We start from the raw sequence: 24124 nt of genomic DNA on the forward strand, positions 1-24124 counted from the left end.
AGCGCTACCGGCCCGAGACCTGCGCGAAGACCTCGCGCAGCGCCCGCTGCACGTCGTTGCGGCGATAGCCGAGCAGCTTGGTCTCCTCGGCCTCAGGCTCGTAGGCGAGGATGTTGCCACGGCCCGGAACGATGAACATGTCGGGCAAAAGCGGGTGCTCCTCATTGCGCTCCTCGACCCGGTGCGGATTGCCGACGGCGTCGAACAGCGACTGGAAATATTGCTGGAACGTCAGGTTCTCGTCGCCGACCAGATAGGCCTTGCCGCTCTCGGCGCGCTGGAAAGCTCCCCAGATGGCTTCCGCCAGCGACTGCACCGACATGTAGTTGGTGCCGCCGGGCGGCGCGAAGATCGGCATCTGCGTCTCGCCGCGCGCATAAGCCATCAGCTTCTCGTAGCGCTTGGTCGGCAGACCCTGGACATAGCCGACGATCGACGGCGGGTTGAGCGTCGAGACGTTGAAGTCGGCGGTCGCAAGCGCACGCACGCCTTCGTCGGCAAGGCTGCGGCCACGCACATAGGCGTTTGTCTCCACCAGGTTCGGCATGACCTGGTGATAGTAGCTGCCGATGTGGACGACGCGACGGACGCCGGCCTTGCGCGCCAACTCGACGAAGGTCGGCACGCCCTCGATCTGCATCTTGGTCCAGAACTCGTTCTCGTCGACGCCCTTGGGCAGGTGGCGGATGTCGTTGCCGGCGGCAAACAGGATGCCGTCGAATGGCGCGAGGTCGGCAGCCAAGAAATCACCCTTGGTGTAATCGCCATAGATGGTCGGATAGGCCGCCATCGGGGTCGTCTCGGGTGCCGGCTTGCGTGCCGCCAGCACCACTTCGTTGCCTTGAGCCTTGAGGTAGGCGGCGGTGTGGCCGCCGATCATGCCCGTTCCGCCAATGATGAGGATTTTCATGCGCGCGCTCCCGGGCATCTGCAAAAAAGATGGCCGGACGATAGGCAGCGTCACGGGTACGGCATCGTCCGTATCGACTACCAGCCGGTGGCAGGACGAATGGCGACCGCGCCGTCCAGAGTGACCACCTGCCCTTCCGCCATGTCGATGTCGATGGCGACGGCCCATATGCCCGGCGCCGGCAGGTCGAGGCTGTCGATTCGCCAGGTGCCGTCGCCGGGCTTGTAGGCGTCGGCCTTGATTTCGGTCGAGCCGGACTGGCTCAGCCGCAGCACGACGCCGCGCGCGTCGAGCGGGCCGAAATCGCCAGTCATCACCATGATCGAGGCGCTGACAGCGCCGGCATGGCCGGGGCTGAGGGCAAAGTCGGCCATGGCCTCCGGAGTATGGATGTGAATTGCTGCAGGCGCCGCCGTCTCGATAGCCAGAACGCGCGGTGGCGGCGTGAAGCGGAAGCCGGCGACGAGACCGAGGATCGCGACCATCAGCAGCGTCTCGACCAGGATGCTGCGCACCAGCAGGCGCTGTGCCCCACGCTGCTCGGCCAAGGCCGGTTTCGTCAGCTGCCAACGGTTGAAACCGGCGAGCGCAAGCAGGGCGAAAGCCAGCACCAGCTTCGCCGACAGCAGCAGCCCGTATCCGGTATGCCAGAGCGCGGGAACTGCCTCGACCTGGATGACTGTCAGCACGAGACCGGCGGCGACCAACGCCGCAACCACATAGGGAATGGCCACCGAAAACCGTCGCAGCGCCAGCTCGGCGCTTTCTCCACCTTCGCGCCAGCAAAAGGCCAGCGGCAGCAACGCCCCGGCCCAGAAGGCGATGCCGGTCCCATGGACAAACACCATCGGACGCGTCAGCCATTGCGGGGTTGCGGCACTGGCATGGCCGCTCGCGGCCAAGGCGGTGCCGACGCCGACGAGGCCGGCAAGCGACAGCCAACGGGCCAGGCTGGCATCGCTGGCGAGTGCCAGCAGCGCCAGCGACAGGGCGATGAAGGCGATAGCCGCGGTGAAGGCATAGCTGGTCGCAGCCGCCGCCTGCCAGCCCATGCCCTGACCGAACAATGCGAGCGGCGCGCCGAGCGCATCGAGCCCTTGCAGCCCGAAGGAGACGGGTGCTGCGACAAGGCCCGCAACGAGCAGCGCGCCGATGACACCGACACCGGAGTGCTTGCCGGGCATGAGCCAGGCGAGCGCGAATGCGCCACCGACGCCAAGGAACAGGCCGAGATAGAGCACCAGCTTGGCGCTCCAGATGGCAAGTCGCATCGACGTGTCGTTCAGCTCAGGTGCAGCGGGAGGCGTGACACTCGGATTGCCGACCGAAAAGGACAACACGCCCGCCACAGGGTGCCCGTCGGAAGAGACGACGCGCCAGGACAAAAGGTAGGTGCCTTCGGCCTTCCAGCCCGGCCAGGCAATCGCCAGGTCGGCGCCATTTGCCTTGGCTGTCAGGCGCGTTTTGGTGCCGTCGGGGCCAATCAGCTCGGTGACCAGCGGCGCCACAGTCTCGCTGAAACCGAGCAAGAGCTCGGCGGGGGCTGCCTGCACCACCGCACCTTCGACAGGCGTCGAGCGCAGTAACGAGGCATGAGCACGTGCGACCGACGTCGTGCCCAGAAAGGCACTGGCGGCCATGATCAGGCCGCACAGGAAAACGAGCAGGCGCGCGCTGTCGCCAACAATGCCGCCCCCGGTCAGGCAAGGAAAGCGCGCGCCCATGATGTCAGTGGCCCGAATGGTCCTGGCTCTGGCCGCCGATCTTGTCGGCCTGGAACTCGACGGTCACCGTACCGGCCTTTTCGAAGGTCAACGTGCCGGAGAACTTGTCGCCTTCCTTGACCGGCGCCTTCAGGCCGATGAACATGATGTGGTAGGCGCCCGGCTTGAGCGCGACCTCGCCGCCGGCCGGGATTTCGAGGCCGTCGGTAATCTGGCGCATCTTCATCACGCCTTTGGCGTCTACCGCCATCTCGTGAATCTCGGCCTTTTCGGAAACGTCGGACTGGATCGAAACCAGGCGGTCGGCCTGGCTGCCGTTGTTCGTGATGGTCAAATAACCGGCAGCGACCTTGGCGCCGGCCGGCGTAGCGCGCGACCAGGGGTGGCCGATCTCGAGATCGCCCGCCTTGAAGCCATGGGCGAGCATCTGCTGGGTCGAAGCGAAGAGCAGCAGCAGCGCAAAGACGGCGATGCCGATACGCTCCTCGAAGCTGCGGAAAAGCGGGCGCGAAAAGGCGCGAGCGGAACGGGTCATGGAAAACTCCGGATGTCTAAGGCGCCGGCACATGCGGCGCAGGGTCTGTCGAGATATGCGAATTCGTCCGGCTGCAGCTATGCGGCAGCCGTCTCAGACCAGTGGTGGCGGCGCGCGCGGATTTCCGGGGTCGTGCTCCGGCGCTGTCGCCGCATCGGGTCTGAGCGCCAGAAAGACGGTCTTTGTCTCGATCTGGCGCCCGAGCAGAAGACCAGCGCCATCGGGCGGCATCACCGCGAGCGGCGAGACCATGTTGCAGCCAAGCGTGCAACACGCGGTCAAGGCAGGATGTTCGCTCTTGGCCGGTGCGGTGTGGCCGCTTGCCGAGGTGATGCAGAGCGGGTTGCCGAAAATGTCGAGCGGCGGCGTGCCCTGGCCGAGCGCCACGGCACCCGCCACCGTCTGCAGGACGAGCATCAGCGCCGCGACATGCGCGACCCCGAACCCAAATCCCTTGCGGCGAAATCCGACCAAGCGTCGCGACCTTTTCTTTTCGGGGCCACTGATAGCATCGATGGCACGAAAGCGAAAATGGACCACGCTGCGACAAATTCTTTGTTCGAGCGAACGCCCGTCTCTCCCGTCGGCCATCGTCGCATCGGACGATGGCCTTCATTGCCATCACCGGTACGACTTGCAGTCGAGCGCGGGAGAATACGCATGAAGGCTGGCATATCGGGGTTGCGCGACGTCTGGCGCGGCGGCGTCGCCACCTGGGAATGCGACGAAATGGGCCATATGAACACGCGCTTCTACGTGGCGCGCTGCATGGAGGCCATCACCATGCTGTTCGGCCGGTCTGGCCTGCCCCGCCTGTTGGCGGTCGGCTCGGAGACGACATTGGCCGTCAGGACCATGCATATCCGCTTCCTGCGCGAGGCGCGGGCCGGAAGCTCGATGCACATCTCGGCGGGGTTCGCCGCCATAGGCAACGGCACGGCCGACATCGTTGCCATGATGTTCGACACAGCCTCGAATGATTGCGCCGCGACCTTTCGCATCCGCCTTCATCATGTCGCATCGACGGACGGCAGCGGGCGGCCATGGCCTGAGACCTTCGCCAATCATATTGCGACCGAGCTCACCGAGACGCCGAGGCTGGCAATGCCGCGTGGCACAGGCGATCTTCCCACGATGATATCCGCATCGGGCGTGCGGGCCGAACAACTCGGCCTGCATCGGCTCGGCCAAGGCGCTGTGCCGCATCAGGCCTGTGACCCCTGGGGCAGGATGCTGCCTTACGCCTTCGTCGGCGCCATGGCCGACAGCGTCCGCAACATCATCACGCCGCTGCGCGAGGCCTGCGCCCGCCACAGCGACAGGACTGGACCACATTTCGGTGCCGCAGCACTCGAGTTCCTGATCGGCGTGGACGGCCTGCCCGCAAGCGGCGACTGCTGGGAGGTGCGCTCCGGCCTCGCCCGCGTCGACGGGCGGACCATGAACATCGTCAACTGGATGCTCGACCCGTTCTCCGGAAGGCCGTTCGGCTCGATGGAGGTTGTGGCCATCTGCTTCGACCTGGAAACGCGCAAGCTTCTGCCCATCGCGCCGGCAGCACAAGCGGAGTTGGCGGGATGGACAATCCCCGACCTCACACTCTGAACCGCAAGCGGAGACGCCGCCCGCTTCTGCGGACGGCGCCTGAAGTCATGCGGCGGCTGTGGCGTGGCCGATGCCAGCGCCGCAACCGGTGTCGGCTTGCTCAGTCGATGTCGAAGCTGACGCCCTGGGCCAGCGGCAGCGCCTTGGAGTAGTTCACCGTGTTGGTGGCGCGGCGCATATAGGCCTTCCAGGCGTCCGAGCCGCTTTCGCGGCCGCCGCCGGTCTCCTTCTCGCCGCCGAAGGCGCCGCCGATCTCCGCACCCGAGGTGCCGATGTTGACATTGGCGATGCCGCAGTCCGAACCCTCGACCGAGAGGAAGCGCTCGGCTTCCTGCAGGTCGAGCGTGAAGATCGACGACGACAGGCCGGCGCCGACCGCATTGTGCAGGTCGAGCACAGCATCGAAGTCGGAATATTTCATCACATAAAGGATCGGTGCGAAGGTCTCTTCCAGCACCGGACCTGTCTGATCAGGCATCTCGACCAGTGCCGGCTTGACGTAATAGGCGCCGTCATGGCCCTGGTCGACGCGCGCACCACCGGTGATCTCGCCGCCGGCCTCGGCCGCGTGCCTCAGCGCCTTCTGCATGCCGTCGAAGGCGGCCTTGTCGATCAGCGGGCCGACGAGGGCCGAGCTTTCCAGCGGGCTGCCGACCGAGACGCTCTGATAGGCCTTCTTCAGCCGCGGCACGAGCTGGTCGTAGACGCTGTCATGGACGAACAGGCGGCGCATGGTGGTGCAGCGCTGGCCGGCGGTGCCCATGGCGCCGAAGGCGATGGCGCGCAGCGCCATGTCGAGATTGGCCGAGGGGCAGACGATGCCGGCATTGTTGCCGCCGAGCTCGAGGATGGCGCGGGCGAACCGTTTGGCCAGACGCGGGCCGACGTCACGGCCCATACGGGTCGAGCCGGTGGCCGAGACCAGCGGCACCTTGGGGTGGTCGACAAGCACCTCGCCGATGGCGCGATCGCCGATCAAAAGCTGCGACAGGCCTGCGGGCGCATCAGCGCCAAAACGTTTTGCCGCACGCTCGAAGATCGCCTGGCAGGCAAGGGCGGTCAGCGGCGTCTTTTCCGACGGCTTCCAGACCACCGAATTGCCGCAGACAAAGGCCAGGGCTGCATTCCACGACCACACCGCAACGGGGAAGTTGAAGGCCGAGATGACGCCTGTGACGCCGAGCGGATGCCAGGTTTCCATCATGCGATGGCCGGGACGCTCGGTGGCAATGGTCAGGCCATAAAGCTGGCGCGACAGGCCGACGGCGAAGTCGCAGATGTCGATCATCTCCTGGACTTCGCCGAGGCCCTCGGAGGTGATCTTTCCCACCTCGATCGAGACCAGGCGGCCGAGATCGGCCTTTGAAGCGCGCAGCTCCTCGCCGAGCAGGCGGACAAGCTCGCCGCGCTTCGGCGCCGGCACGTTGCGCCAAGCTTTGAAGGCGGCATCGGCGCGGGCAATTACGGCTTCCGCCTCGGCTGATGAGATCGACTTGAGCGCGCCGATCTGCTCGCCCGTCACCGGGCTGCGCACGATCAGGTCGCCGCCGGTGAAGGCAGCTGACGCAACGCCAAGCCGCTCCAGAAGAGCGGCGGTTTCGCTGGTCATGTTCATGCTGAATTCCTTTCCTCGTTCCTCACCCGCCCCGGGGCCGTTTGCGCGTGTGTTCGCGTCGTCGGTCGGGGCATTATCGCTTCGTTTCTCGACGGCCTTGGCCGCAAGACGCTTGGCAATGGCTATAGCCTGATCGACCACCTCAGCGCCACATCGGCGATCGCTGTGAGCGTGCTGTCCGGCGAATTGGCCAGACGTGATCCAGCGCCACGCGGTACGCGCGGCGAAGCTGACATCGATGTGAGGGAGGCTGAAAAAACAACACCCGCCGGGGGAGGAGGTCCGGCGGGTGTCGTATTTGTGGCCAGCGTCTGGGAGGAGGTAGGCGCTGACCTATTCGTCGGAAACCTGGGAGGAGGTAGGCCCGACAAATTCGATGACTGATATCTAGCTCCGCTGCGTATCGATTTAAAGTGTTGATATTGCATAGGAGCTTTGCGTTTTGTGCAATGCAGCAAGAGGCGCCGCGCTGCACCATCTTGCGGACGCTGCGTAAGCAGCCCTGATAGGGGAACCTTGCGCAACCGCGACGGTTAAAGGGGCGACGGCAGGAAGGCCATGGTCGACTATCGGGCAGCGCGCCTCAACATGGTGGAGTACCAGATCGCCCGGCGTGGATTGACCGAGCCGGCGGTGCTGGAGGCCATGGCCGCGGTGCCGCGTGAGAAATTCGTACCCACGGCCCTGCGCGACCGCGCCTACGACGATACCGCCCTGCCCATCGCCCACGACCAGACTATATCGCAACCTTATATCGTCGCGCTGATGGCCTGGGCGGCGGAACTCGAGCGCGGCAACAAGGTTCTGGAGATCGGCACCGGCTCGGGCTATGCGGCGGCCGTCATGGCCAGGCTAGCCGGCCGCGTCGTCACCATCGAGCGCATCGCTTCGCTGGCCGACAGCGCCAGGGCTCGGCTGAACAAGCTCGGCCATGCGAATGTACAAGTCATCGCGGGAGACGGCTCGGCCGGCTGCGAGGCCGAGGCGCCGTTCGACGCCATTCTCTCGGCAGCGGGTTCACGCACCGTGCCGTCGGCGTGGAAGGAACAGCTTGCGATAGGCGGACGGCTGATCATGCCCTTGGGCCCGTTCGGCGACCAGCAATTGGTCAAGATCGTGCGCAACGGCGAGAACGACTATGCGCGGAAGACGCTCGTGGCCGTGCGTTTCGTGCCGCTTCTCGGCGGCACGGGCTGACGGCTCAGCCCTTGCCGCCTTTGGCGACGAAGCGCCGTTCCGGCATCGAGCCCGGATCCGGCGGCAGTGTCGCGCCGCCATTCAGCGCCAGTTGCATGAACACGGTGTCGAGCCAGCGGCCATGCTTGTAGCCGGAGCCTTCCATGCGGCCGGTGTGATGGAAACCGAGCCTTTCATGCAGCTGCACCGAAGCGCTGTCGGCATGGCCGTCGCCGATGACGGCGATGATCTGTCGAAAGCCGAGAACAGTTGATTCGTCGATCAGCGCCTGCATCAGCGTCTTGCCGATGCCGGCGCCCTTGGCTTCCGGCGCAACATAGATCGAATCCTCGACAATGAAGCGATAGGCAGGGCGCGCACGGAACGGGCCGGCATAGGCATAGCCCAGAATGACAGCGTCGCGCTCGGCGACGAGGTAGGGATAACCGGCATCCGTCAGGCTGTTGTAGCGCTCCCCCATCTCGGCGCGCGAGGGCGGATCGAGCTCGTAGCTCGCCGTGCCGTTGAGGACCGCGTCGGCATAGATTTCGGTGATCCGGTCGAGGTCGTCAGGCAGCGCGTGCCGAATCTTCATGCTCATTTTTTAGGCAATCCATTCTTCTGCCTCCATTAGAGCAAAGCTCCGAACAAATGAAAAGGGCGGCCATTGGCCGCCCTTCGAAAGTCTGATGGTCCAGCTGATTATTCGCGGTTGCCCAGGAACGACAGCAGGAACGAGAACAGGTTGATGAAGTCGAGATAGAGCGTGAGCGCGCCCATGATCGCCTTGCGGCCGGAGACGAGCACGTCGTCGCCGTCGAAATACATCTCCTTGATCTTTTGCGTGTCGTAGGCGGTCAGGCCAGCGAACACCAGCACGCCGATCGCCGAGATGGCGAACTGCAGGGCCGGCGACTGCAGGAAGATGTTGACCACCATCGCGATCAGCAGGCCGATCACGCCCATGGTCAGGAACGTGCCCATGGCGGTCAGGTCACGCTTGGTCGTGTAGCCGACAAGCGAGAGCGCACCGAAGGCGGTCGCGGTGATGAAGAAGGTCTGGACGATGCTGGCGCTGGTGTAGACCAGGAAGATCGACGACAGCGACAGGCCCATCAGGCCGGCGAACACCCAGAACGCGGTCTGCGCGCCGGAAACGCTCATCGACTGGATGCGGGCGCTCAGGAAGAACACCATGCCGAGCGGAGCCAGCATGACGACCCACTTCAGCGGCGAACCATAGAGCGCAACGCCGAGGCTGGTCAGCATCTTGCCGTTGCCCATCGTGGCGACGGCGGTGGCCGGATCGTTGGTGGTCGCCAGCGTCATGGTGCCCAGCGCTGCAAGACCGGTGATGACCAGGCCGAGCGCCATAAGGTTGTAAACCTTGAGCATGTAGGCGCGCAGGCCTTCGTCGATCGACGCGTCGGTGCGGCTGCCTGCCGTCGCCATGCGCGTCTGGTAGTTTCTAAAGTCGGACATGGTTTCCTCTGTTGCTTCTGCCCCGTCGGGTGTCAGGCCGAGACCCAGGCGCCGCTGGCGGGACTCCAGCATGCCTCCGCCGAAATATGATGTTTCTTTCAGACCTAAACAAGGCCTGTAACGCCTTGAAACCGGCTGTGAGCGCACAATCTCATACAAATGTCGTTGAAGTCCAGCCCGCGCAACGGCATTTCGTCATTCGCTGCGCAGCACCGGCGCCGCCTTGTGGCCGAGCACCCGCCAGGTGCCGACCAGACCGAAGCCGACGGTCAGCACCAGGGCAAAGACGATCGTCGCAACCGCCACCTCCGGCAGGAAGGACGATGGCAGCGTCATGATTCGCGCGACGACGAACCAGGCCGCGACCCCGCCGGCGGCGAGCGCGAAGATGGCGGTGGCGAGGCCGATCAGCATGTATTCCAGCGAAAACGCCGATATCAACGTCCGCCGCGTCGCACCGAGCGTCTTCAGGATGACCGCGTCATGGACCCGGGCACGGTTGCCGGCGGCAAGTGCGCCGGCCAGCACCAGCACCGAGGCGATCAGCGCCACGCCGGCAGCGGCACGGATCGCAGTACCGAGCTGGGCGACCAGCCGGTTGACGACGTCGAGCGCGTCCTTCACCCGCACGGTGGTGATTGCCGGATAGCTGCGCGTCACCGCGTTCAGGATCTTAGCCTCGTCGGCAGGGACAGCCTTGTCTTCGGTCAGCGTCGCCAGCCAGCTGTGCGGCGCACCGGCGAAGGTGTTGGGTGAAAACACCATGACGAAGTTGATGCCCATCGATTCCCACTGCACTTCGCGGAAATTGGCGATCTTGGCCGTGACGTTGCGGCCCAGCACGTTGACGGTGACCATGTCGCCAATCTTGAGGCCGAGTTCGCCCGCCTCTTGTGCCGAGAATGACACCAGCGGCTCGCCCGAATAGTCGGCCGGCCACCACGTGCCTTGCGACAGCGTCGAATTCTCCGGCAGGTTCTTGGCATAGGTCAGGCCACGGTCGCCGCGCAGCACCCAGGCGCCTTCCGGCGGTACGTTGAGTTTCTGCACGTCGGTGCCGTTGAGCGCCATGACACGGCCGCGCAGCATCGGCACCCGCACCAGCTTGCCGCCGGGCGCCTCTGTCGCAACGAGCCTGGCAAAGTCGTCGACCTGGTCAGGCTGGATGTCGACGAAGAAGAAGTTCGGCGCCCGCTCCGGCAGGCTGCCTGATATCTGGCGGCGCAGATTGCCGTCGATCAGCGCCAGCGTGACGAGAAGCGTCAGCCCGAGGCCGAGCGACAGCACCACGGACGGCGTCAAAGCGCCGGGGCGGTGGATGTTGCCGACGGCGAGCCTGAGCGCGGTCGAGCGCACACGCGGGCTTTTCCGCGCCAGCCACTGCACCGCAACGGCCACGGCGCGCAGCACCAGAAACGAAAAGATCGTCGCGCCGACAAAAATGGTGGCGATGCGGCGGTCGCCGGCGAACCAGATCGCGAGCGCCGCGAGTATGGCGGCGATGCCCAAAGCGGTTGCGATGTAGACCAGCCGCGGCAGGCCCCGACCTTCAAAACCCATCTCGCGGAACAGCGCGGTGGCCGGCACGTCGCGGGCACGGCCGAGCGGCAGGATGGCGAAAGCAAGCGTCACAAGGACGCCGAACAGAGCGGCCATGGCAAGTGCCGCCGGGTAGACGCCGGCTTCGGCCGGTACCGGGATGACCGACTGGAGTGCTGCGCTCGCCGCAAACGGCATCAGCGCGCCGAGCGCCAGGCCGATGGCGATGCCGAGACCTGCAATAAGCAGGATCTGGATGAGATAAACTGTCAGTACGAAGCCGCCCGAGGCGCCCAGGCTCTTGAAGGTGGCAATGACGCCACGCTTGCCGTCGAGATAGGCGCGCACGGCATTCGCTACGCCAACACCGCCAACGACCAGTGAGGTCAAGCCGACCAGCGTCAGGAACTGGGTGAAGCGTTCGATGTTGGCCGACAATGCGGGCGCGGCATTGGTCCTTGTCCGCACGCTCCAGCCAGCCTCGGGGAATTCGGCATTCGCCCGCTCGCGCGCATCAGCCACTTCGGCTTCGCTGGTACCGACCGGCATGCGCAGCTTGTAGGCGTGTTCGACGAGACTGCCGGGCTGGATCAGTCCGGAAGTGGTCAACCCTTCCATCGACACCAACAGGCGCGGCGCAAAGCCGAAGCCGTCGGAGACCGCGTCGGGCTCGGTGACCAGCTTTGCCCGGAGTTCGAAGGTCGCGCTGCCGAGCTTGATGCGGTCGCCAAGCTTGAGGTTGAGCCGTTCGAACAACAGATCGGGGGCCACCGCGCCGAAGATGCCCGAGCGCTCGGCAAAGAGTTCGGCGCGGGGCAGCGCCGGCTCCGTCACCAGTTGGCCGTAAAGCGGATAGGCGTCGTCGACCGCCTTGGCTTCGACAAGCGACTGGTCGGAACCGTCTTCCAGCCGCGCCATCGAGCGCATGCCGGCATTGTGCGAGACGGTGCCGAGGCTTTCGAGGAAGGTCTTTTCCTTGTCGGTCGCCTCGCGCTGGATCAGCTGGAAACGGATGTCGCCGCCGAGCAGCGCCTGACCCTCGCTGGCAACGCCGGCGGTAATCGCCCGCGCCACCGAATTGACGCCGCCGATTGCCGCCACGCCGAGCGCGATGCAGGTCAGGAAGATCAGGAAGCCGCGCAGGCCGCCACGCATTTCACGCGCGGCAAAGCGGAAGGCGAGAGGCAGGTCCTTCAGCATGGGAGCACCTGCGATCCGAATGCCTCATTCCGCAACGCTGGCGCTCTACGTTGCCCCGCTCTGCCCTGCCGGGCATCTCCCCCACAGGGGGGGAGATTGGAGGCGGCGTCCTTGCCGCCGTTCTTGCGGCCTCGAATATTGGCTGAGACGACGGCGAAGGCTGATCTCCCCCCGTTGCGGGGGTAGATGGCCGGCAGGCCAGAGGGGGGTTGCTCAGAAGCGAAAATCATGCCCGGACTTTCTCGGCCAGAGGCGCAATTGTCGCCGTCTCGATCCGCCCGGAGCGCATCGCCACCTGCCGGTCGCAGCGCGCGGCGAGTGCTGGATCGTGCGTCACCAACACCAGCGTCATGGCGCGTTCGGCGGCCTTGGCGAACAGGAGGTCGGCGATCTGCCGCCCTGTCGCCTGGTCGAGATTGCCTGTCGGCTCGTCGGCGATGAGGATGGCAGGCTCCGGCGCCAGCGCACGCGCAATCGCCACGCGCTGCTGTTCGCCGCCCGAAAGCTCGCCCGGATAGTGCGTGACGCGGTCGGCGAGGCCGACGGCCGCGAGCTCGCGTTCAGCGATGGCAAAGGCGTCGCGCTTGCCGGCCAGTTCGAGCGGCACGGCGACGTTTTCCAGCGCGGTCATGTTGGGGATCAGATGGAACGACTGGAAGACGATGCCGATGTTGCGGCCGCGAAACGCCGCGATCTGGTCCTCGCTGCGGCCGTTGAGCAGCTCGCCGGCGATCTTGACCGTGCCGCCATCGACACGTTCGAGTCCGGCCAGAACCATCAGCAGCGTCGATTTGCCGGAACCGGAAGGGCCGACGATGCCGGTGGCCTCGCCGGCGGCGACATCGAGGCTCACGCCCTTCAGCACATGCACTGAAGAAGCCCCCGTCCCAAGCGTCAACGACACGTCTCTCAGTTCGATGACTGCTTCTGTCACGGCAAATCTGTCCTATATGAAAATCTAAGAGGCGTGAATTTTTCCGTCATATGGGTTTTGAAACATGGCATTGAAACATCTGACCTTCGCATTCCTTGCCGTCTCTCTGGCCTTTTTCACGACCATTGCCCCGGTTTGGGCCGAACCATTCAAGATCGTCGGCTTTGGCGACAGCCTGATGGCCGGATATGGCCTCAATCCCGGCGAGAGCTTTCCCGAAAAGCTCGAAAAGGCGCTACGCAACAATGGTCACGATGTCGTGATTACCAATGCCGGCGTCTCTGGCGACACCACAAGCGGCGGCCTGTCGCGGCTCGACTGGTCCGTCCCCGACGGAACGCAGCTGGTCATACTGGAGCTCGGCGCCAACGACATGCTGCGCGGCATCGACCCGGCGCTCGTCGAGCAGAACCTCGACAAGATGCTTGCCCGGCTCCGGGAGCGAAAGATCGAGGTGCTGCTGGCCGGCATGGTTGCGGCGCCAAATCTCGGTCACGCTTATGGCGAACAATTCGGCACGATCTATCCGAGGCTGGCCGAGAAGTACGGCGTGACGCTTTATCCGTTCTTTCTCGATGGCGTCGCCGGTGATCCGAAACTGCTTTTGGAGGACGGCATGCACCCGACAGCAGAAGGTATCGACCGCATGGTCGCAAAGGCGCTGCCGACTGTCGAAAAGGCAGTTGCCGGCAAATGAACGTCGTCATGCATCGTTGCAACACATCCGATTTCGTTGCGTGGTCGAAACAGCAGGCGCTGAACAAAGCCCTTGCCCGGCGCAGCGATCGATGATTCGCTGAGCCCTACGAACTGCGATTCGAGGAAGGGAGCCTGGCCATGCCGCGACTTTTCACCGCCCTCGAAATTCCGCGTGATGCCGCCTTATCGCTGTCGCTGCTCAGGGGCGGCCTGTCAGGCGCCCGCTGGATCGACGTCGAAAACTACCACCTCACCTTGCGTTTTTTCGGCGACATCGAAGGCCACGTCGCCGACGAGATCGTCGAAGCACTCGACCGTGTCGACCGTCCGAGCTTCCAGCTCACGCTTTCGGGTGTCGGCGCCTTCGGGCAGAAAAAGCCGCATGCGGTCTGGGCCGGCGTCACACCGTCGCCGGAGATGAACGCGCTGCAGGCCGAAATCGAGCGCATCAGCAAGCGCCTCGGCCTGCCGTCGGATCCGCGCAAGTTCACCCCGCATGTCACGCTGGCGCGGCTCAGGAACACCAGCCCGCTCGATGTCGCACACTATCTGTCAGCGCGCGGCAACTTCGCCACCGTGCCCTTCCGTGTCGGCCGCTTCGTCTTGATGTCGTCGCGCGACTCGGTCGGCGGCGGCCCCTACATCGTCGAGGAAGCCTGGCCGCTGAATGGCGTCGACGCCCGCGCTGCCAGCCGGTCGGCAAGCGCCTCCGAAGCGTCGCGGATCATGCGGTAGACCGCAGCGAAGCCGTCTTCCCCGCCGTAATAGGGATCGGGCACGTCGCGTGGTCCACCCACGGCCTGGCCGATGAAAAGCTCGACACGCTCGGCCAAGCTCGCCGGCGCAAGCGCCCGGAGATCGTCGACATTGGAGCGATCCATGCCGAGGATCAGGTCGAAGCGCTCGAAATCGCGCGCCACAACCTTGCGGGCCTGCTGGGCGGTGATGTCGATGCCATGCTCGGCCGCAACCGCGATCGACCGCGGATCGGGGGCCGAACCCGCGTGCCAGCCGCCCGTGCCAGCCGAGTCGATTGTGTATTCGCCATCTAGCCCGCGCTCGGTGAGCACGGCCCGAAACACACCTTCGGCAAGGGGCGAACGGCAAATATTGCCGAGGCAAACGAACAGAATTGATTTTACCGGCTTCTCGCTCATCGATCCCGCGCTATGCTGGTGAACACTTCGCATATCACGGGAGCATGAAATGGCCAGAGAGAAACTTGGACAGCAGGAGCTGAAGGCAGCGCTCGACGCGCTCGGCGGCTGGACACTCGCCGCCGACGGGTTGTCGATGTCGCGCAGCTTCGTGTTCAAGAACTTCAGTGAGGCCTTCGCCTTCATGACCCGCGTCGCCATGGCGGCAGAACAGCTCGACCACCACCCCGACTGGTCGAATGTCTACAAGACGGTCGACGTCACGCTGAACACCCACGACGCCGGCGGGCTGACCGAGCTGGATTTCAAGCTGGCCAAGCGCATGAACGGCTATTTCGGTTCCTGAGGCCGGCATCTTGCAGAGGGGACCGAACCTTCCCACATCTTTGATCGCGCATTGGCACCGAAACCGGAACCGGTTTCCGGCAAGCGTGAGAAGATAGAGTTCGGGCAAAGGAGATTGTCTGGATGGTGAAGTTCCCCGGCTTTGACGGCTTTCGCGGCGGCGTGAACGGCGCTCCGGCAAGCGAAGCCGAGGTGCGCGAGAAGTTCTGGCGCACCGCCAAGCGCGCTGCCCGCCACGTACCTTTCATGGAAGAGGTGGTGGCGGCCTATTATTGCGCGCTGGACAAGGACACGCCGCTGCGAGCCAAAGGTATCCTGTTGGCGGCGCTCGGCTATTTCATCCTGCCGGTCGACACCATTCCCGATGTCATACTGGGCCTCGGCTTCACCGACGACATCGCCGTGCTGACCGCTGCGATCACGGCGGTCCGGGCGCACATGACACCGGCCCACCGCATTGCCGCGAAGGAAGCGCTGTCACAGGACCAATGACAGCGCTGCCCGCTTGTTTCATCCTGAAACGAAAAGTCAAACTCTTGCCGTTTTCGTGGTTTTCAACCACGTCAGGGACAAGGTGCCCGTCCACGATGGGCAGTTCGGCGGGGTTCCATGCGATGAATGTCCTTTCTGAAAAGCATTCACCCTTTGGTAACCCAGATTAAATCAAAATGAAGCGAACGGGCGGGCGCGCAGTCGGCCTGCCCCGCTCCATTTGAACTACAGGAAAAACGATGCGCGGTTTGATAGCTACAATTTCGGGTCTGGTGCTTGCAGTGTCGGCAATGCCGGCGCTCGCCCAGTCGGCGACCAAGATCGGCCAGCACAACGCCTGGGGCACCTACAGCTACCAGGCGCAGAACGGCAAGGTCTGCTACGTGCTGACGGTGCCGACCGACAAGCAGCCGTCGACGCTCGACCATGGCGACATGTTCTTCTTCGTCAGCCAGCGCCCCGGCCAGAAGGTTTCCTTCGAGCCGCAGTTCATCGCCGGCTACAATTTCCAGGAAAACTCCAAGGTCACCGTCACCATTGGCGACAAGTCGTTCTCGATGTTCACCAAGGGAAAGTCGGCCTGGGTCGAGAACGCAGCCGAGGAACCTGCCCTGATCAGCGCCATGAAGGGCGGCTCGGACATGAAGGTCTCGGCCAAATCAGGCCGTGGCAACCCGACCAATTACGTCTTCTCGCTCAAGGGCATTTCGGCGGCGCTGACGTCGATCACCACCTGCAAGTAAGCGCAGACGCAAGACAGGTTTTCGAAAGCCGGGCGGCCCGATCGCCCGGCTTTTTTTTGCGACAGGAGCCGGGGTCTGCAGATGCACAGGATCATTGACGGGACCAGTAGCCATCTCGACCGGGCCGCGATCATCTGGGCGCGGGCGACGGCGGTGCGCGACAACGATCCTGATGTGGCGACGCTCGACGAGGCGCGGCCGATCATTTCGCGGGTGCTCGCCAGCTCGGAGCGGGCTCTGCTCGCCATCGCCGAGGCCACCGATGGGACCGCTGTTGCCTTCGGTGCCATTGCGCCGATGCCGGGAGATGGCAACGTGGCGGAACTGCACTATTTCGGCGTTGACCCGAACCATTGGGGCAAGGGCGCGGCAGTCGAATTGCTGGCCGGCATCGCAGCGCTGCTGCGCGAGCGCGGCTTCGATGCGGCCGAACTCGCGGTCTATTCGGACAATGAGCGCGCCGTCCGGCTTTACGAACGTCTCGGCTGGCGACGCCTGGGCGAACCGGTGCCACACCAACGCAGCGGCCGGCCTGAGCAGCGCTACCGGCTGGTGCTCCGCCCAACCGCCTGAAACATCTTTGGCCTAAGACACGGCCGGTCGGCTCAGCGCATCAAGCAACCCCGAGGCCCATTGCGGCGCGATCAGCCAGATCGCCAGTACGGCAATGGCGACCGCATGCGCGATGACAATTGTGTAGAGCCGCGATCGGAACGGCTCCTTGCGGGTCTTGTGTCGGAACAGGTGCTGGGCCGACAAGGCACCCAGGCTGCCACCGGCGAAGGCGAGCCAGAGCAGGGTTTTCTCGGGGATGCGCCGGCCGCCGACGCGGGCCAGATACTTGTCGCGCCAGAAGGCAGCGAACGCCGCAATATTGACGACGAGCGCCACCAGGACAACGTTAAAGATGTTGCTCATCGGGCCAGCATCCCAGCCATTGCCTAACAGACTGCAAAGCTGCGGCACAAATGCATGGCCGCCAAAACGTGACGCAGCGCCAGACCTGTGATATGTCGCGCCAAAATCCTACATTTGCCGATATCTACAGCTAGCTGAGCCCGAATGACCCTTTCGCTCGACCTTACCACCGATGCTACCCGTGACACGTTGCGCGCCCGTGCGGCCGCGCCCGTCAAGGGCGAGCTGATCGGCCTCACCCGCGAGGAGCTTGCCGAAGCGCTCGTTACATCAGGCGTCGTCCCCGAACGCCAGGCCAAGATGCGTGTCCAGCAGCTCTGGCACTGGCTTTATGTCCGCGGCGTCTCCGACTTCGCCGACATGTTCAACATCTCCAAGGACCTGCGCGCCGAGCTCGCCAAGCACTTCACAATCGCGCGGCCGGAGATCGTCGAGGAGCAGATTTCCTCGGACGGCACGCGCAAGTGGCTGTTCCGTTTCCCGCCGCGAGGCGCCGGTCGCCCGGTTGAAATCGAGACCGTCTACATCCCCGAGGAAGGCCGCGGCACGCTGTGCATCTCGTCGCAGGTCGGCTGCACGCTGACCTGCTCGTTCTGCCACACCGGAACCCAGAAGCTGGTGCGCAACCTGACGGCGGAAGAGATCCTGGCGCAGCTGATGACGGCACGCGATCGGCTCGGCGATTTCCCCGACCGCGACACGCCCGCCGGCGCCATTGTTCCGGCCGAGGGCCGCAAGGTCTCCAACATCGTCATGATGGGCATGGGCGAGCCGCTGTACAATTTCGAGGCGGTCAAGAAGGCGCTGCTGATTGCCTCCGATGGCGACGGGCTGGCGCTGTCCAAGCGCCGCATCACGCTGTCGACCTCGGGTGTCGTGCCGGAAATCTTCCGCACCGGCGAGGAAATCGGCGTCATGCTGGCGATCTCGCTGCACGCCACCAATGACGACCTGCGCGACCTGCTGGTGCCGATCAACAAGAAGTACCCGCTCAAGGATCTGGTCGACGCCTGCCGCAACTATCCCGGCCTGTCGAACGCCCGCCGCATCACCTTCGAATATGTGATGCTGAAGGACGTCAACGACAGCCTCGAAGATGCCAAGGCGCTGGTCAAGCTGCTCAAGGGCGTGCCGGCCAAGATCAATCTGATCCCGTTCAATCCATGGCCCGGCACCAACTATCAGTGCTCGGACTGGGAAACGATCGAGAAGTTCGCCGACTACATCAACAATGCCGGCTATGCCTCGCCGATCCGCACCCCGCGCGGCCGTGACATCCTCGCCGCCTGCGGCCAGCTCAAGTCGGAATCCGAGCGCATGAAGAAGAGCGAGCGCCTGGCGCTCGAGGCGATGATGATCGCGGGACACGGCGAGGCGTGAGCCGCGTCCTCGTCTATCTCGGCAAATTCGCCCACATGGTGCTGGGCTATGCCGCGGCGTCCATTGCCGCCAGCGCCTTCCTCAACGTTGTGTTCCTTGGCGTTGCGGGCCTGATAGCCACCGACATACCGCCCGAGGTAGCCAGCGGCTCGATGGTCTTCACCATTCCTTTCATCGCGCTGTTCGTCGCCTATTTCGGCTTCGTGCCGGCAGTCGTCGTCATGCTGCTCGCCGAATTGCTCGGCAAGCGCGACTGGCTGTTCTACGCCCTTGCCGGCGGCTTCGTGGCGCTGGTCTTCATAGGCGTCGCCTACCAGAGCGGCGACGGCGGCTTCGCCTATCGCGATCCGCTCTGGCCGGTGTCGATCATCGGCAGCGGTTTGGTCGGCGGCATCGCCTACTGGTTCGTCACCGGCCGCTTCGCCGGCGCGCTCAGGAATACCCCTACTTCGCCTGCGCCGTGAGAATCTTCAGCGCGAAGGCCGAGAACACCCCTGCAAACAGATAGTCGACGATGCGCGTCACGCGCGGACTCTTCTTGAGCAGCCCGGCGAATTTGTCGGCGGCAATCACCATCGGCGCCGTCACCGGCAGCGACAGGACGATGAACATCGCACCGAGGAAGAACAGCTTGCCCGGCGCATTGGTGTCGTGGGCCGAGACGAACTGCGGCAGGAACGTCATGAAGAACAGGATGATCTTCGGGTTGAGCAGATTGATGCCGAGGCCGGTGGCCCAGTTCTGGAACACAGAGCGCGGCGCACGCTTGGTGGTGTCGGGCGAAAACGCCGAACCCTTGGTGATCGCCTGGAAGGCGAGCCAGACCAGGTAGCCGGCACCGACGACCTTGAGCGCCATGAAGGCTTGCGGCGAAGCGACGATCAGGGCCGAGAGGCCAAGCGCCACCAGCGTGGTGTGGATGACGATGCCGGTCATCGCGCCTGCCATGCAGGCAAAGCCGGCCTTGCGGCCTTCCGACAACGCGCGGCCGACGAACAGGGTCATGTCGGGTCCGGGCGTGATCGCGATGATGAAGGTTGCGATCGCGAACTGGATGATGGTCGACCAATCGGGAATGAAGGACATAATCGGGCCGCCGGGTCTGCCTGGAAGGCAAGGGTTGTGGGGATTTTCCGGCAATAGCCCTAATCGCACCAATTCGGCGCTTCAACCGGAAAAAAGCAGGCCAGAGCAGGGCACCGGCCTGACAAATGAAGATGAAAGACGGACCGCCGGGCCGAATGGCCCGGCGCTACACCTCGGCGTGGCTCAACTGTCGAAGTAGCTCTGCGTGCCGTGCGCCTCGATCGCCTCAGCGAGACGGCCGAGCGCATGCACATAGGCGGCTGTCCGCACCGAGATCTCCTTCTTGCTGGCGACGTCCCAGATGGCGCGGCCCTCGCGTTCCATGATGGCGCGCAGCCGGTCGTGAATCTCCTCGATCTGCCAGTAGAAGCCCTGGCGGTTCTGCACCCATTCGAAATAGGAGACGGTGACGCCGCCGGCGTTCGCCAGGATGTCGGGCAGCACGACGATGCCCTTCTTTTCCAGGATGGCGTCGGCTTCCGAGGTCACCGGACCGTTGGCGAGCTCGAGCACGATGCGCGCCTTGACGCTGTCGGCGTTGTCGACGCGGATCATGTTTTCCAGCGCCGACGGCACCAGGATATCGCAGTCGATGCCGACGAGCGCGTCGCCGGCGAGCAGCTCATGACCGTGTTGACCGGCGGTCGAGGTCACCGAACGGGCGCTGTTCTTGGCCGCAAACAGGCGGTCGAGGTCGAGGCCGTCGGATGCATGCACGGCACCTTCCGAATCCGACACGGCAATGATCTTGTGGCCGTCCGAGGCAAGCAGGCGGGCGATATGCTGGCCGGCATTGCCAAAGCCTTGCACGGCAATGCGCAGGCTGCCCTTGAGCCCGAGTTCGTCGGCGAGGTGCCGCACGAGATAGAAGCCGCCTCGCGCGGTGGCGTCGCCGCGGCCGAGCGAGCCGCCCAGCGCCAGCGGCTTGCCGGTGATGACGGCGGGCGAAGCCTGACCGACGATCTGGGCGTACTCGTCGGCCATCCAGCCCATGATCATCGAGTTGGTGTAGACGTCTGGTGCCGGGATGTCGCGGTCGGGCCCGATGATGCGGGCGAAGGCCTGCATGTAGGCACGCGACAGGCGCTCCAACTCGGCTTTGGACAGCTTGCGCGGGTCGACCTGCACAGCACCCTTGCCGCCGCCATAGGGCAGGTTCATCACGGCGCATTTGAAGGTCATCCAGAACGCCAGCATCTCGACCTCGTCGGCGGTCGATTCCGGATGGAAACGGATGCCGCCCTTGGTCGGGCCGCGGGTGTCGTCATAACGGCAGCGCCACGAGAGGAACGATTTTCGCGAGCCGTCGTCCATGCGGATCATCAGCCGTGCCTTGGTCGTCTCGCGGGCGAACTTCAGTTTCTCGATCACGTCGGCGTCGACGTTCAGGTGTTTTGCCGCCTCGTCGAGGCGCACGAGTGCGTGATCAAGAAGACTGCCTTCTGTCATAATGAGTATGTCCTGTGATTGGATTGGCGATGTGATGCACGGCTCATCGACCGCACCCGACCCGCCTGCACAAAAAAGCGCCAGCGCACAACGTCCAGCCAGAGCCAATCACTGCCGCTGCGTCAGCCCCGGGGGCAGCCAAGGGCGGTCAACCCCTCATATCGAGCCGGGTTGAGGACCGTGGCGGCCGTTTCAGGCGCGAGTGGTCCAGGCATGGCTTAGTGTTGGTCCTGGATAGGGCTTCCCCAGCGGAACCGCGGCTTCGACCCGTCGGGCGCCCGTTGGCACATGTTGACTCCCCCCGCCCGGCATCCTTCAACTGCCTTCCACTTACAGGAGTGGGTAATGCAGGCAGTATTCGACGGTCACAACGACGTCCTTTTCCGGTTGTGGCAGAACGCCGCCAAGGGCGCCGATCCGGTGGCCGAGTTCATCGAGGGCACCCGCCAGGGCCACATCGACATGCCGCGCGCCGCAAAGGGCGGCCTCGTCGGCGGCCTCTGCGCCATCTACATCACATCGGCCAGCATGCCCGACGAGCAGCGCGACGAGAACGGCCACTACGCCATTCCGCTGTGCAAGCCGCTCGAACGCGCGCCGTCGCTCGACATCGCCCTCGACATGGCTTCGATCGCCTTCAGGATCGAGCGCGCCGGCGGCTGGAAGATCTGCCGCACAGGCGCCGACATCGACGCTGCGCGTGCCGAAGGCAAGTTTGCAGCCGTGCTGCACATGGAAGGCTGCGAGGCGATCGACGCCGATCTCGCCGCACTCGACGTGTTCTATGCCGCCGGCCTGCGCTCGCTCGGCCCTGTCTGGAGCCGCAACACCGTCTTCGGCCATGGCGTGCCCTTCGCCTTCCCGTCGAGCCCCGACACCGGCCCCGGCCTGACCGAAGCCGGCAAGAGGCTGGTCAAGGAATGCAATCGCATCGGCATCGCCATCGACCTTGCCCACATCACCGAGAAAGGCTTCTGGGACGTGGCCAAGCTCAGCGACCAGCCGCTGGTCGTCAGCCACTCCAACGTTCATGCGATTACGCCGATCAGCCGCAACCTGACCGACAAGCAGCTTGCAGCGGTGCGTGAGAGCAACGGCCTTGTCGGCCTGAACTTCGCCGTCACCATGCTGCGCGAGGACGGGCTGAAGAGCGTCGACACGCCGCTCTCGGACATGATTCGCCATATCGACTATCTCGTCGAACATGTCGGCATCGATGGCGTGGCGCTGGGTTCGGACTTCGACGGCGCCACCGTGCCGGCCGAGATCGGCGATGCCGCCGGCCTGCAGAACCTCGTTGCCGCCCTCAGCGGCGCGGGCTACGGTGACGACGATCTGGCGAAAATCTGCCGCGACAACTGGCTGAGGGTCTTGCGCTCGGCCTGGCACGAAACGGCAGCCTAACAACAAATAATCGTCAACTTGGGGAACTGAAAAATGATGCTTGGTAAAATGAACGGACACTTCCGTCTGATGCTTGCCGGCGCCGCTCTGTCGGCGATGGTCTTCGCGGCGCCGGCACTTGCGGCGACGCCGGCCGACACGCTGGTCCAGGCATGGGCCATCGACGACACCATCACGCTTGACCCGGCAGAGTCCTTCGAGCTCAGCCCGGCCGAATTCCTCGGCAACGCCTATGACATGCTGGTACGTCTCGACATCAACGACACCACGAAGGTGCGTCCCGGCGTCGCCGAAAGCTGGACCGTCTCCGACGACGGCCTGACCTACACCTTCAAGCTCAAGTCGGGCCTGAAGTTCGCATCGGGCAATCCGATCACCGCCAAGGACGTCGCCTGGTCGTTCGAGCGCGTGGTCAAGCTCGACAAGAGCCCGGCCTTCATCCTCACCCAGTTCGGCTTGACCAAGGACAACGTCACCGAGAAGGCCAAGGCCGCCGATGACAGTACCTTCGTCTTCACCGTCGACAAGTCCTATGCGCCGTCCTTCGTGCTCAACTGCCTGACCGCCACGGTCGGTGCCGTGATGGACAGCAAGCTGGTGCTCGAGCATGTCGCTCCTGTTACACCGACCGACGAGTACAAGTTCGACAACGACTTCGGCAATGGCTGGCTGAAGACCGGCTACGCCGGCTCGGGTCCGTTCAAGATCCGCGACTGGCGCGCCAACGAGATCCTCGTGCTCGAACGCAACGACAACTATTATGGCGACAAGCCGGCGCTTGCCCGCGTCATCTACCGCCACGTCAAGGAAAGCGCGACCCAGCGCCTGATGCTCGAAGCCGGTGACATCGATGTTGCCCGCAACCTCGAGCCGGGCGATCTGGAAGCCATTTCGAAGAATGCCGAGCTGGCCACCACGAGCGCGCCTAAGGGCACCGTCTACTACATCAGCCTCAACCAGAAAAACCCGAACCTGGCCAAGCCTGAAGTGCGCCAGGCGCTCAAATATCTGGTCGACTATGATGCCATCGGCTCGACGCTGATCAAGGGCATCGGCGAAATCCGCCAGACCTACCAGGCCAAGGGCGTGCTCGGCGCACTCGATTCCAACCCGTTCACCTTCGACGTCGCCAAGGCCAAGGAACTGCTGGAAAAGGCAGGCCTGAAGGACGGCTTCTCGGTCACCATGGACGTGCGCAACACCCAGCCGGTGACGGGCATTGCCGAATCCTTCCAGCAGACGGTCGGCCAGGCCGGCGTGAAGGTCGAGATCATCCCCGGCGACGGCAAACAGACCCTGACCAAGTACCGTGCCCGCAACCACGACATGTATATCGGCCAGTGGGGCATGGATTACTGGGATCCGAACTCCAACGCCGAGACCTTCACCTCCAACCCGAACAATGCCGACGACGGCACGGTGAAGACGCTGGCCTGGCGCAATGCATGGGATGTGCCGGAGCTGACCGAAAAGACCAAGGCGGCCTTGCTGGAACGCGACAACGACAAGCGTGCGACGATGTACAAGGAACTGCAGCAGGCAGCCCTCGACACCAGCCCGTTCGTGCTGATCTTCCAGCAGACCGAGGTCGCCGGCCTGCGCGGCAACGTCAAGAACTACAAGCTTGGACCGAACTTCGATTCGAATTTCGTCGCCCCCGTGACCAAGGAATGATCCTTTACGGCGCCGCGCGTTCTCCGGAACACGCAAAGCGACGCTGTAGCCATTCGA

At 64.3% G+C, this 24124-nt stretch carries 25 protein-coding genes; 12 read left to right on the top strand and 13 right to left on the bottom strand.

The window, feature by feature from the left end:
- Window positions 1-4: 4 nt before the first annotated feature.
- From Amn_RS26845 to Amn_RS26860, 4 genes are all read right to left on the bottom strand, one after another.
- Complete coding sequence (locus tag Amn_RS26845) at window positions 5-910, bottom strand: NAD-dependent epimerase/dehydratase family protein (protein ID WP_286293995.1); 906 nt, start codon at window positions 908-910, stop codon at window positions 5-7.
- Between the two features lie 77 nt (window positions 911-987).
- Window positions 988-2634, bottom strand: a complete 1647-nt coding sequence (locus Amn_RS26850) for a copper resistance CopC/CopD family protein (protein ID WP_286293998.1) — start codon at window positions 2632-2634, stop codon at window positions 988-990.
- Between the two features lie 4 nt (window positions 2635-2638).
- On the bottom strand, window positions 2639-3169 hold the full coding sequence (locus Amn_RS26855; RefSeq protein WP_067956022.1) for a copper chaperone PCu(A)C: 531 nt from the start codon (window positions 3167-3169) through the stop codon (window positions 2639-2641).
- Window positions 3170-3262: 93 nt separating this feature from the next.
- A complete protein-coding gene (locus Amn_RS26860) occupies window positions 3263-3643 on the bottom strand; it encodes a hypothetical protein (protein ID WP_169808297.1) in 381 nt (126 codons plus the stop codon).
- A 186-nt stretch (window positions 3644-3829) separates the two neighbouring features.
- Here Amn_RS26860 and Amn_RS26865 point away from each other — a divergent pair, with 186 nt between their 5' ends.
- Window positions 3830-4774, top strand: coding sequence for a thioesterase family protein (locus tag Amn_RS26865; RefSeq protein ID WP_067956018.1), 945 nt, complete (start codon window positions 3830-3832; stop codon window positions 4772-4774).
- Between the two features lie 100 nt (window positions 4775-4874).
- Here Amn_RS26865 and amaB read toward each other — a convergent pair whose 3' ends face one another.
- Entirely contained in the window at window positions 4875-6389 is a 1515-nt protein-coding gene (gene amaB / locus Amn_RS26870) for an L-piperidine-6-carboxylate dehydrogenase (protein ID WP_067965925.1), read from the bottom strand.
- 558 nt (window positions 6390-6947) lie between these two features.
- Between amaB and Amn_RS26875 the strand changes: the two genes are divergently transcribed.
- A complete protein-coding gene (locus Amn_RS26875; protein WP_067956017.1) occupies window positions 6948-7586 on the top strand; it encodes a protein-L-isoaspartate(D-aspartate) O-methyltransferase in 639 nt (212 codons plus the stop codon).
- A 4-nt stretch (window positions 7587-7590) separates the two neighbouring features.
- Here the strand turns inward: Amn_RS26875 and Amn_RS26880 are convergent, their stop codons facing one another.
- The 4 genes from Amn_RS26880 to Amn_RS26895 form a co-directional block, all read right to left on the bottom strand.
- Window positions 7591-8166, bottom strand: a complete 576-nt coding sequence (locus Amn_RS26880; RefSeq protein ID WP_286294008.1) for a GNAT family N-acetyltransferase — start codon at window positions 8164-8166, stop codon at window positions 7591-7593.
- A gap of 101 nt (window positions 8167-8267) precedes the next feature.
- A complete protein-coding gene (locus tag Amn_RS26885) occupies window positions 8268-9047 on the bottom strand; it encodes a Bax inhibitor-1/YccA family protein (protein ID WP_154386301.1) in 780 nt (259 codons plus the stop codon).
- A gap of 195 nt (window positions 9048-9242) precedes the next feature.
- Window positions 9243-11786: an ABC transporter permease gene (locus Amn_RS26890; protein WP_286294011.1), complete on the bottom strand. Its 2544-nt coding sequence runs from the start codon at window positions 11784-11786 to the stop codon at window positions 9243-9245.
- 226 nt (window positions 11787-12012) lie between these two features.
- A complete protein-coding gene (locus Amn_RS26895; RefSeq protein WP_182574022.1) occupies window positions 12013-12720 on the bottom strand; it encodes an ABC transporter ATP-binding protein in 708 nt (235 codons plus the stop codon).
- A 64-nt stretch (window positions 12721-12784) separates the two neighbouring features.
- Between Amn_RS26895 and Amn_RS26900 the strand changes: the two genes are divergently transcribed.
- Together Amn_RS26900 and thpR are read left to right on the top strand one after the other, a co-directional pair.
- Complete coding sequence (locus tag Amn_RS26900) at window positions 12785-13417, top strand: arylesterase (RefSeq protein WP_185910254.1); 633 nt, start codon at window positions 12785-12787, stop codon at window positions 13415-13417.
- Between the two features lie 140 nt (window positions 13418-13557).
- Complete coding sequence (gene thpR / locus Amn_RS26905) at window positions 13558-14154, top strand: RNA 2',3'-cyclic phosphodiesterase (protein WP_067956007.1); 597 nt, start codon at window positions 13558-13560, stop codon at window positions 14152-14154.
- Here the strand turns inward: thpR and Amn_RS26910 are convergent.
- Window positions 14058-14576, bottom strand: a complete 519-nt coding sequence (locus tag Amn_RS26910; protein ID WP_067956006.1) for a low molecular weight protein-tyrosine-phosphatase — start codon at window positions 14574-14576, stop codon at window positions 14058-14060. The genes thpR and Amn_RS26910 overlap by 97 nt on opposite strands.
- A gap of 49 nt (window positions 14577-14625) precedes the next feature.
- On the opposite strand from Amn_RS26910, the gene Amn_RS26915 reads away from it, so the two are divergent.
- The 4 genes from Amn_RS26915 (at window position 14626) to Amn_RS26930 (ending at window position 16729) form a co-directional block, all read left to right on the top strand.
- The gene (locus tag Amn_RS26915; protein ID WP_067956005.1) at window positions 14626-14922 is read left to right on the top strand and encodes a 4a-hydroxytetrahydrobiopterin dehydratase; all 297 of its coding nucleotides are present in this window, start codon (window positions 14626-14628) and stop codon (window positions 14920-14922) included.
- Between the two features lie 122 nt (window positions 14923-15044).
- A complete protein-coding gene (locus tag Amn_RS26920; RefSeq protein ID WP_182574024.1) occupies window positions 15045-15413 on the top strand; it encodes a YkvA family protein in 369 nt (122 codons plus the stop codon).
- 239 nt (window positions 15414-15652) lie between these two features.
- Window positions 15653-16156: an invasion associated locus B family protein gene (locus Amn_RS26925; protein WP_067956001.1), complete on the top strand. Its 504-nt coding sequence runs from the start codon at window positions 15653-15655 to the stop codon at window positions 16154-16156.
- A gap of 81 nt (window positions 16157-16237) precedes the next feature.
- Entirely contained in the window at window positions 16238-16729 is a 492-nt protein-coding gene (locus tag Amn_RS26930; RefSeq protein ID WP_286294021.1) for a GNAT family N-acetyltransferase, read from the top strand.
- Between the two features lie 12 nt (window positions 16730-16741).
- On the opposite strand, the gene Amn_RS26935 is transcribed toward Amn_RS26930, so the two are convergent.
- The gene (locus tag Amn_RS26935; protein WP_286294024.1) at window positions 16742-17074 is read right to left on the bottom strand and encodes a DUF1294 domain-containing protein; all 333 of its coding nucleotides are present in this window, start codon (window positions 17072-17074) and stop codon (window positions 16742-16744) included.
- Between the two features lie 144 nt (window positions 17075-17218).
- Here Amn_RS26935 and rlmN point away from each other — a divergent pair, with 144 nt between their 5' ends.
- Both rlmN and Amn_RS26945 read left to right on the top strand, forming a co-directional pair.
- Window positions 17219-18454 (top strand): dual-specificity RNA methyltransferase RlmN, encoded by a 1236-nt coding sequence (gene rlmN, locus Amn_RS26940; protein ID WP_286294026.1) that lies wholly within the window; start codon window positions 17219-17221, stop codon window positions 18452-18454.
- Window positions 18451-18918, top strand: a complete 468-nt coding sequence (locus tag Amn_RS26945; RefSeq protein ID WP_182574028.1) for a hypothetical protein — start codon at window positions 18451-18453, stop codon at window positions 18916-18918. Before rlmN ends, Amn_RS26945 begins: the two co-directional genes overlap by 4 nt.
- On the opposite strand, the gene Amn_RS26950 is transcribed toward Amn_RS26945, so the two are convergent.
- Window positions 18899-19540 (bottom strand): LysE family translocator, encoded by a 642-nt coding sequence (locus Amn_RS26950; RefSeq protein ID WP_067955991.1) that lies wholly within the window; start codon window positions 19538-19540, stop codon window positions 18899-18901. The two genes, Amn_RS26945 and Amn_RS26950, sit on opposite strands and share 20 nt — an antisense overlap.
- Window positions 19541-19723: 183 nt before the next feature.
- Entirely contained in the window at window positions 19724-20989 is a 1266-nt protein-coding gene (locus tag Amn_RS26955; protein ID WP_263005635.1) for a Glu/Leu/Phe/Val family dehydrogenase, read from the bottom strand.
- 345 nt (window positions 20990-21334) lie between these two features.
- Here Amn_RS26955 and Amn_RS26960 point away from each other — a divergent pair, with 345 nt between their 5' ends.
- Together Amn_RS26960 and Amn_RS26965 are read left to right on the top strand one after the other, a co-directional pair.
- A complete protein-coding gene (locus tag Amn_RS26960) occupies window positions 21335-22393 on the top strand; it encodes a dipeptidase (protein ID WP_263005634.1) in 1059 nt (352 codons plus the stop codon).
- A 36-nt stretch (window positions 22394-22429) separates the two neighbouring features.
- The gene (locus tag Amn_RS26965; RefSeq protein WP_263005730.1) at window positions 22430-24067 is read left to right on the top strand and encodes an ABC transporter substrate-binding protein; all 1638 of its coding nucleotides are present in this window, start codon (window positions 22430-22432) and stop codon (window positions 24065-24067) included.
- Window positions 24068-24124 lie beyond the last annotated feature (57 nt).

The organism is Aminobacter sp. Y103A (assembly GCF_030294925.1).
GTDB lineage: Bacteria > Pseudomonadota > Alphaproteobacteria > Rhizobiales > Rhizobiaceae > Aminobacter > Aminobacter ciceronei.

What these genes read in the sequence shown, in the direction of transcription:
- Amn_RS26845 (WP_286293995.1), bottom strand. Translation starts at nt 910, where the DNA reads ATGAAAATCCTCATCATTGGCGGAACGGGCATGATCGGCGGCCACACC.
- Amn_RS26850 (WP_286293998.1), bottom strand. Translation starts at nt 2,634, where the DNA reads ATGGGCGCGCGCTTTCCTTGCCTGACCGGGGGCGGCATTGTTGGCGAC.
- Amn_RS26855 (WP_067956022.1), bottom strand. Translation starts at nt 3,169, where the DNA reads ATGACCCGTTCCGCTCGCGCCTTTTCGCGCCCGCTTTTCCGCAGCTTC.
- Amn_RS26865 (WP_067956018.1), top strand. Translation starts at nt 3,830, where the DNA reads ATGAAGGCTGGCATATCGGGGTTGCGCGACGTCTGGCGCGGCGGCGTC.
- amaB (WP_067965925.1), bottom strand. Translation starts at nt 6,389, where the DNA reads ATGAACATGACCAGCGAAACCGCCGCTCTTCTGGAGCGGCTTGGCGTT.
- Amn_RS26875 (WP_067956017.1), top strand. Translation starts at nt 6,948, where the DNA reads ATGGTCGACTATCGGGCAGCGCGCCTCAACATGGTGGAGTACCAGATC.
- Amn_RS26880 (WP_286294008.1), bottom strand. Translation starts at nt 8,166, where the DNA reads ATGAGCATGAAGATTCGGCACGCGCTGCCTGACGACCTCGACCGGATC.
- Amn_RS26885 (WP_154386301.1), bottom strand. Translation starts at nt 9,047, where the DNA reads ATGTCCGACTTTAGAAACTACCAGACGCGCATGGCGACGGCAGGCAGC.
- Amn_RS26890 (WP_286294011.1), bottom strand. Translation starts at nt 11,786, where the DNA reads ATGCTGAAGGACCTGCCTCTCGCCTTCCGCTTTGCCGCGCGTGAAATG.
- Amn_RS26900 (WP_185910254.1), top strand. Translation starts at nt 12,785, where the DNA reads ATGGCATTGAAACATCTGACCTTCGCATTCCTTGCCGTCTCTCTGGCC.
- thpR (WP_067956007.1), top strand. Translation starts at nt 13,558, where the DNA reads ATGCCGCGACTTTTCACCGCCCTCGAAATTCCGCGTGATGCCGCCTTA.
- Amn_RS26910 (WP_067956006.1), bottom strand. Translation starts at nt 14,576, where the DNA reads ATGAGCGAGAAGCCGGTAAAATCAATTCTGTTCGTTTGCCTCGGCAAT.
- Amn_RS26915 (WP_067956005.1), top strand. Translation starts at nt 14,626, where the DNA reads ATGGCCAGAGAGAAACTTGGACAGCAGGAGCTGAAGGCAGCGCTCGAC.
- Amn_RS26920 (WP_182574024.1), top strand. Translation starts at nt 15,045, where the DNA reads ATGGTGAAGTTCCCCGGCTTTGACGGCTTTCGCGGCGGCGTGAACGGC.
- Amn_RS26925 (WP_067956001.1), top strand. Translation starts at nt 15,653, where the DNA reads ATGCGCGGTTTGATAGCTACAATTTCGGGTCTGGTGCTTGCAGTGTCG.
- Amn_RS26930 (WP_286294021.1), top strand. Translation starts at nt 16,238, where the DNA reads ATGCACAGGATCATTGACGGGACCAGTAGCCATCTCGACCGGGCCGCG.
- Amn_RS26935 (WP_286294024.1), bottom strand. Translation starts at nt 17,074, where the DNA reads ATGAGCAACATCTTTAACGTTGTCCTGGTGGCGCTCGTCGTCAATATT.
- rlmN (WP_286294026.1), top strand. Translation starts at nt 17,219, where the DNA reads ATGACCCTTTCGCTCGACCTTACCACCGATGCTACCCGTGACACGTTG.
- Amn_RS26950 (WP_067955991.1), bottom strand. Translation starts at nt 19,540, where the DNA reads ATGTCCTTCATTCCCGATTGGTCGACCATCATCCAGTTCGCGATCGCA.
- Amn_RS26955 (WP_263005635.1), bottom strand. Translation starts at nt 20,989, where the DNA reads ATGACAGAAGGCAGTCTTCTTGATCACGCACTCGTGCGCCTCGACGAG.
- Amn_RS26960 (WP_263005634.1), top strand. Translation starts at nt 21,335, where the DNA reads ATGCAGGCAGTATTCGACGGTCACAACGACGTCCTTTTCCGGTTGTGG.
- Amn_RS26965 (WP_263005730.1), top strand. Translation starts at nt 22,430, where the DNA reads ATGCTTGGTAAAATGAACGGACACTTCCGTCTGATGCTTGCCGGCGCC.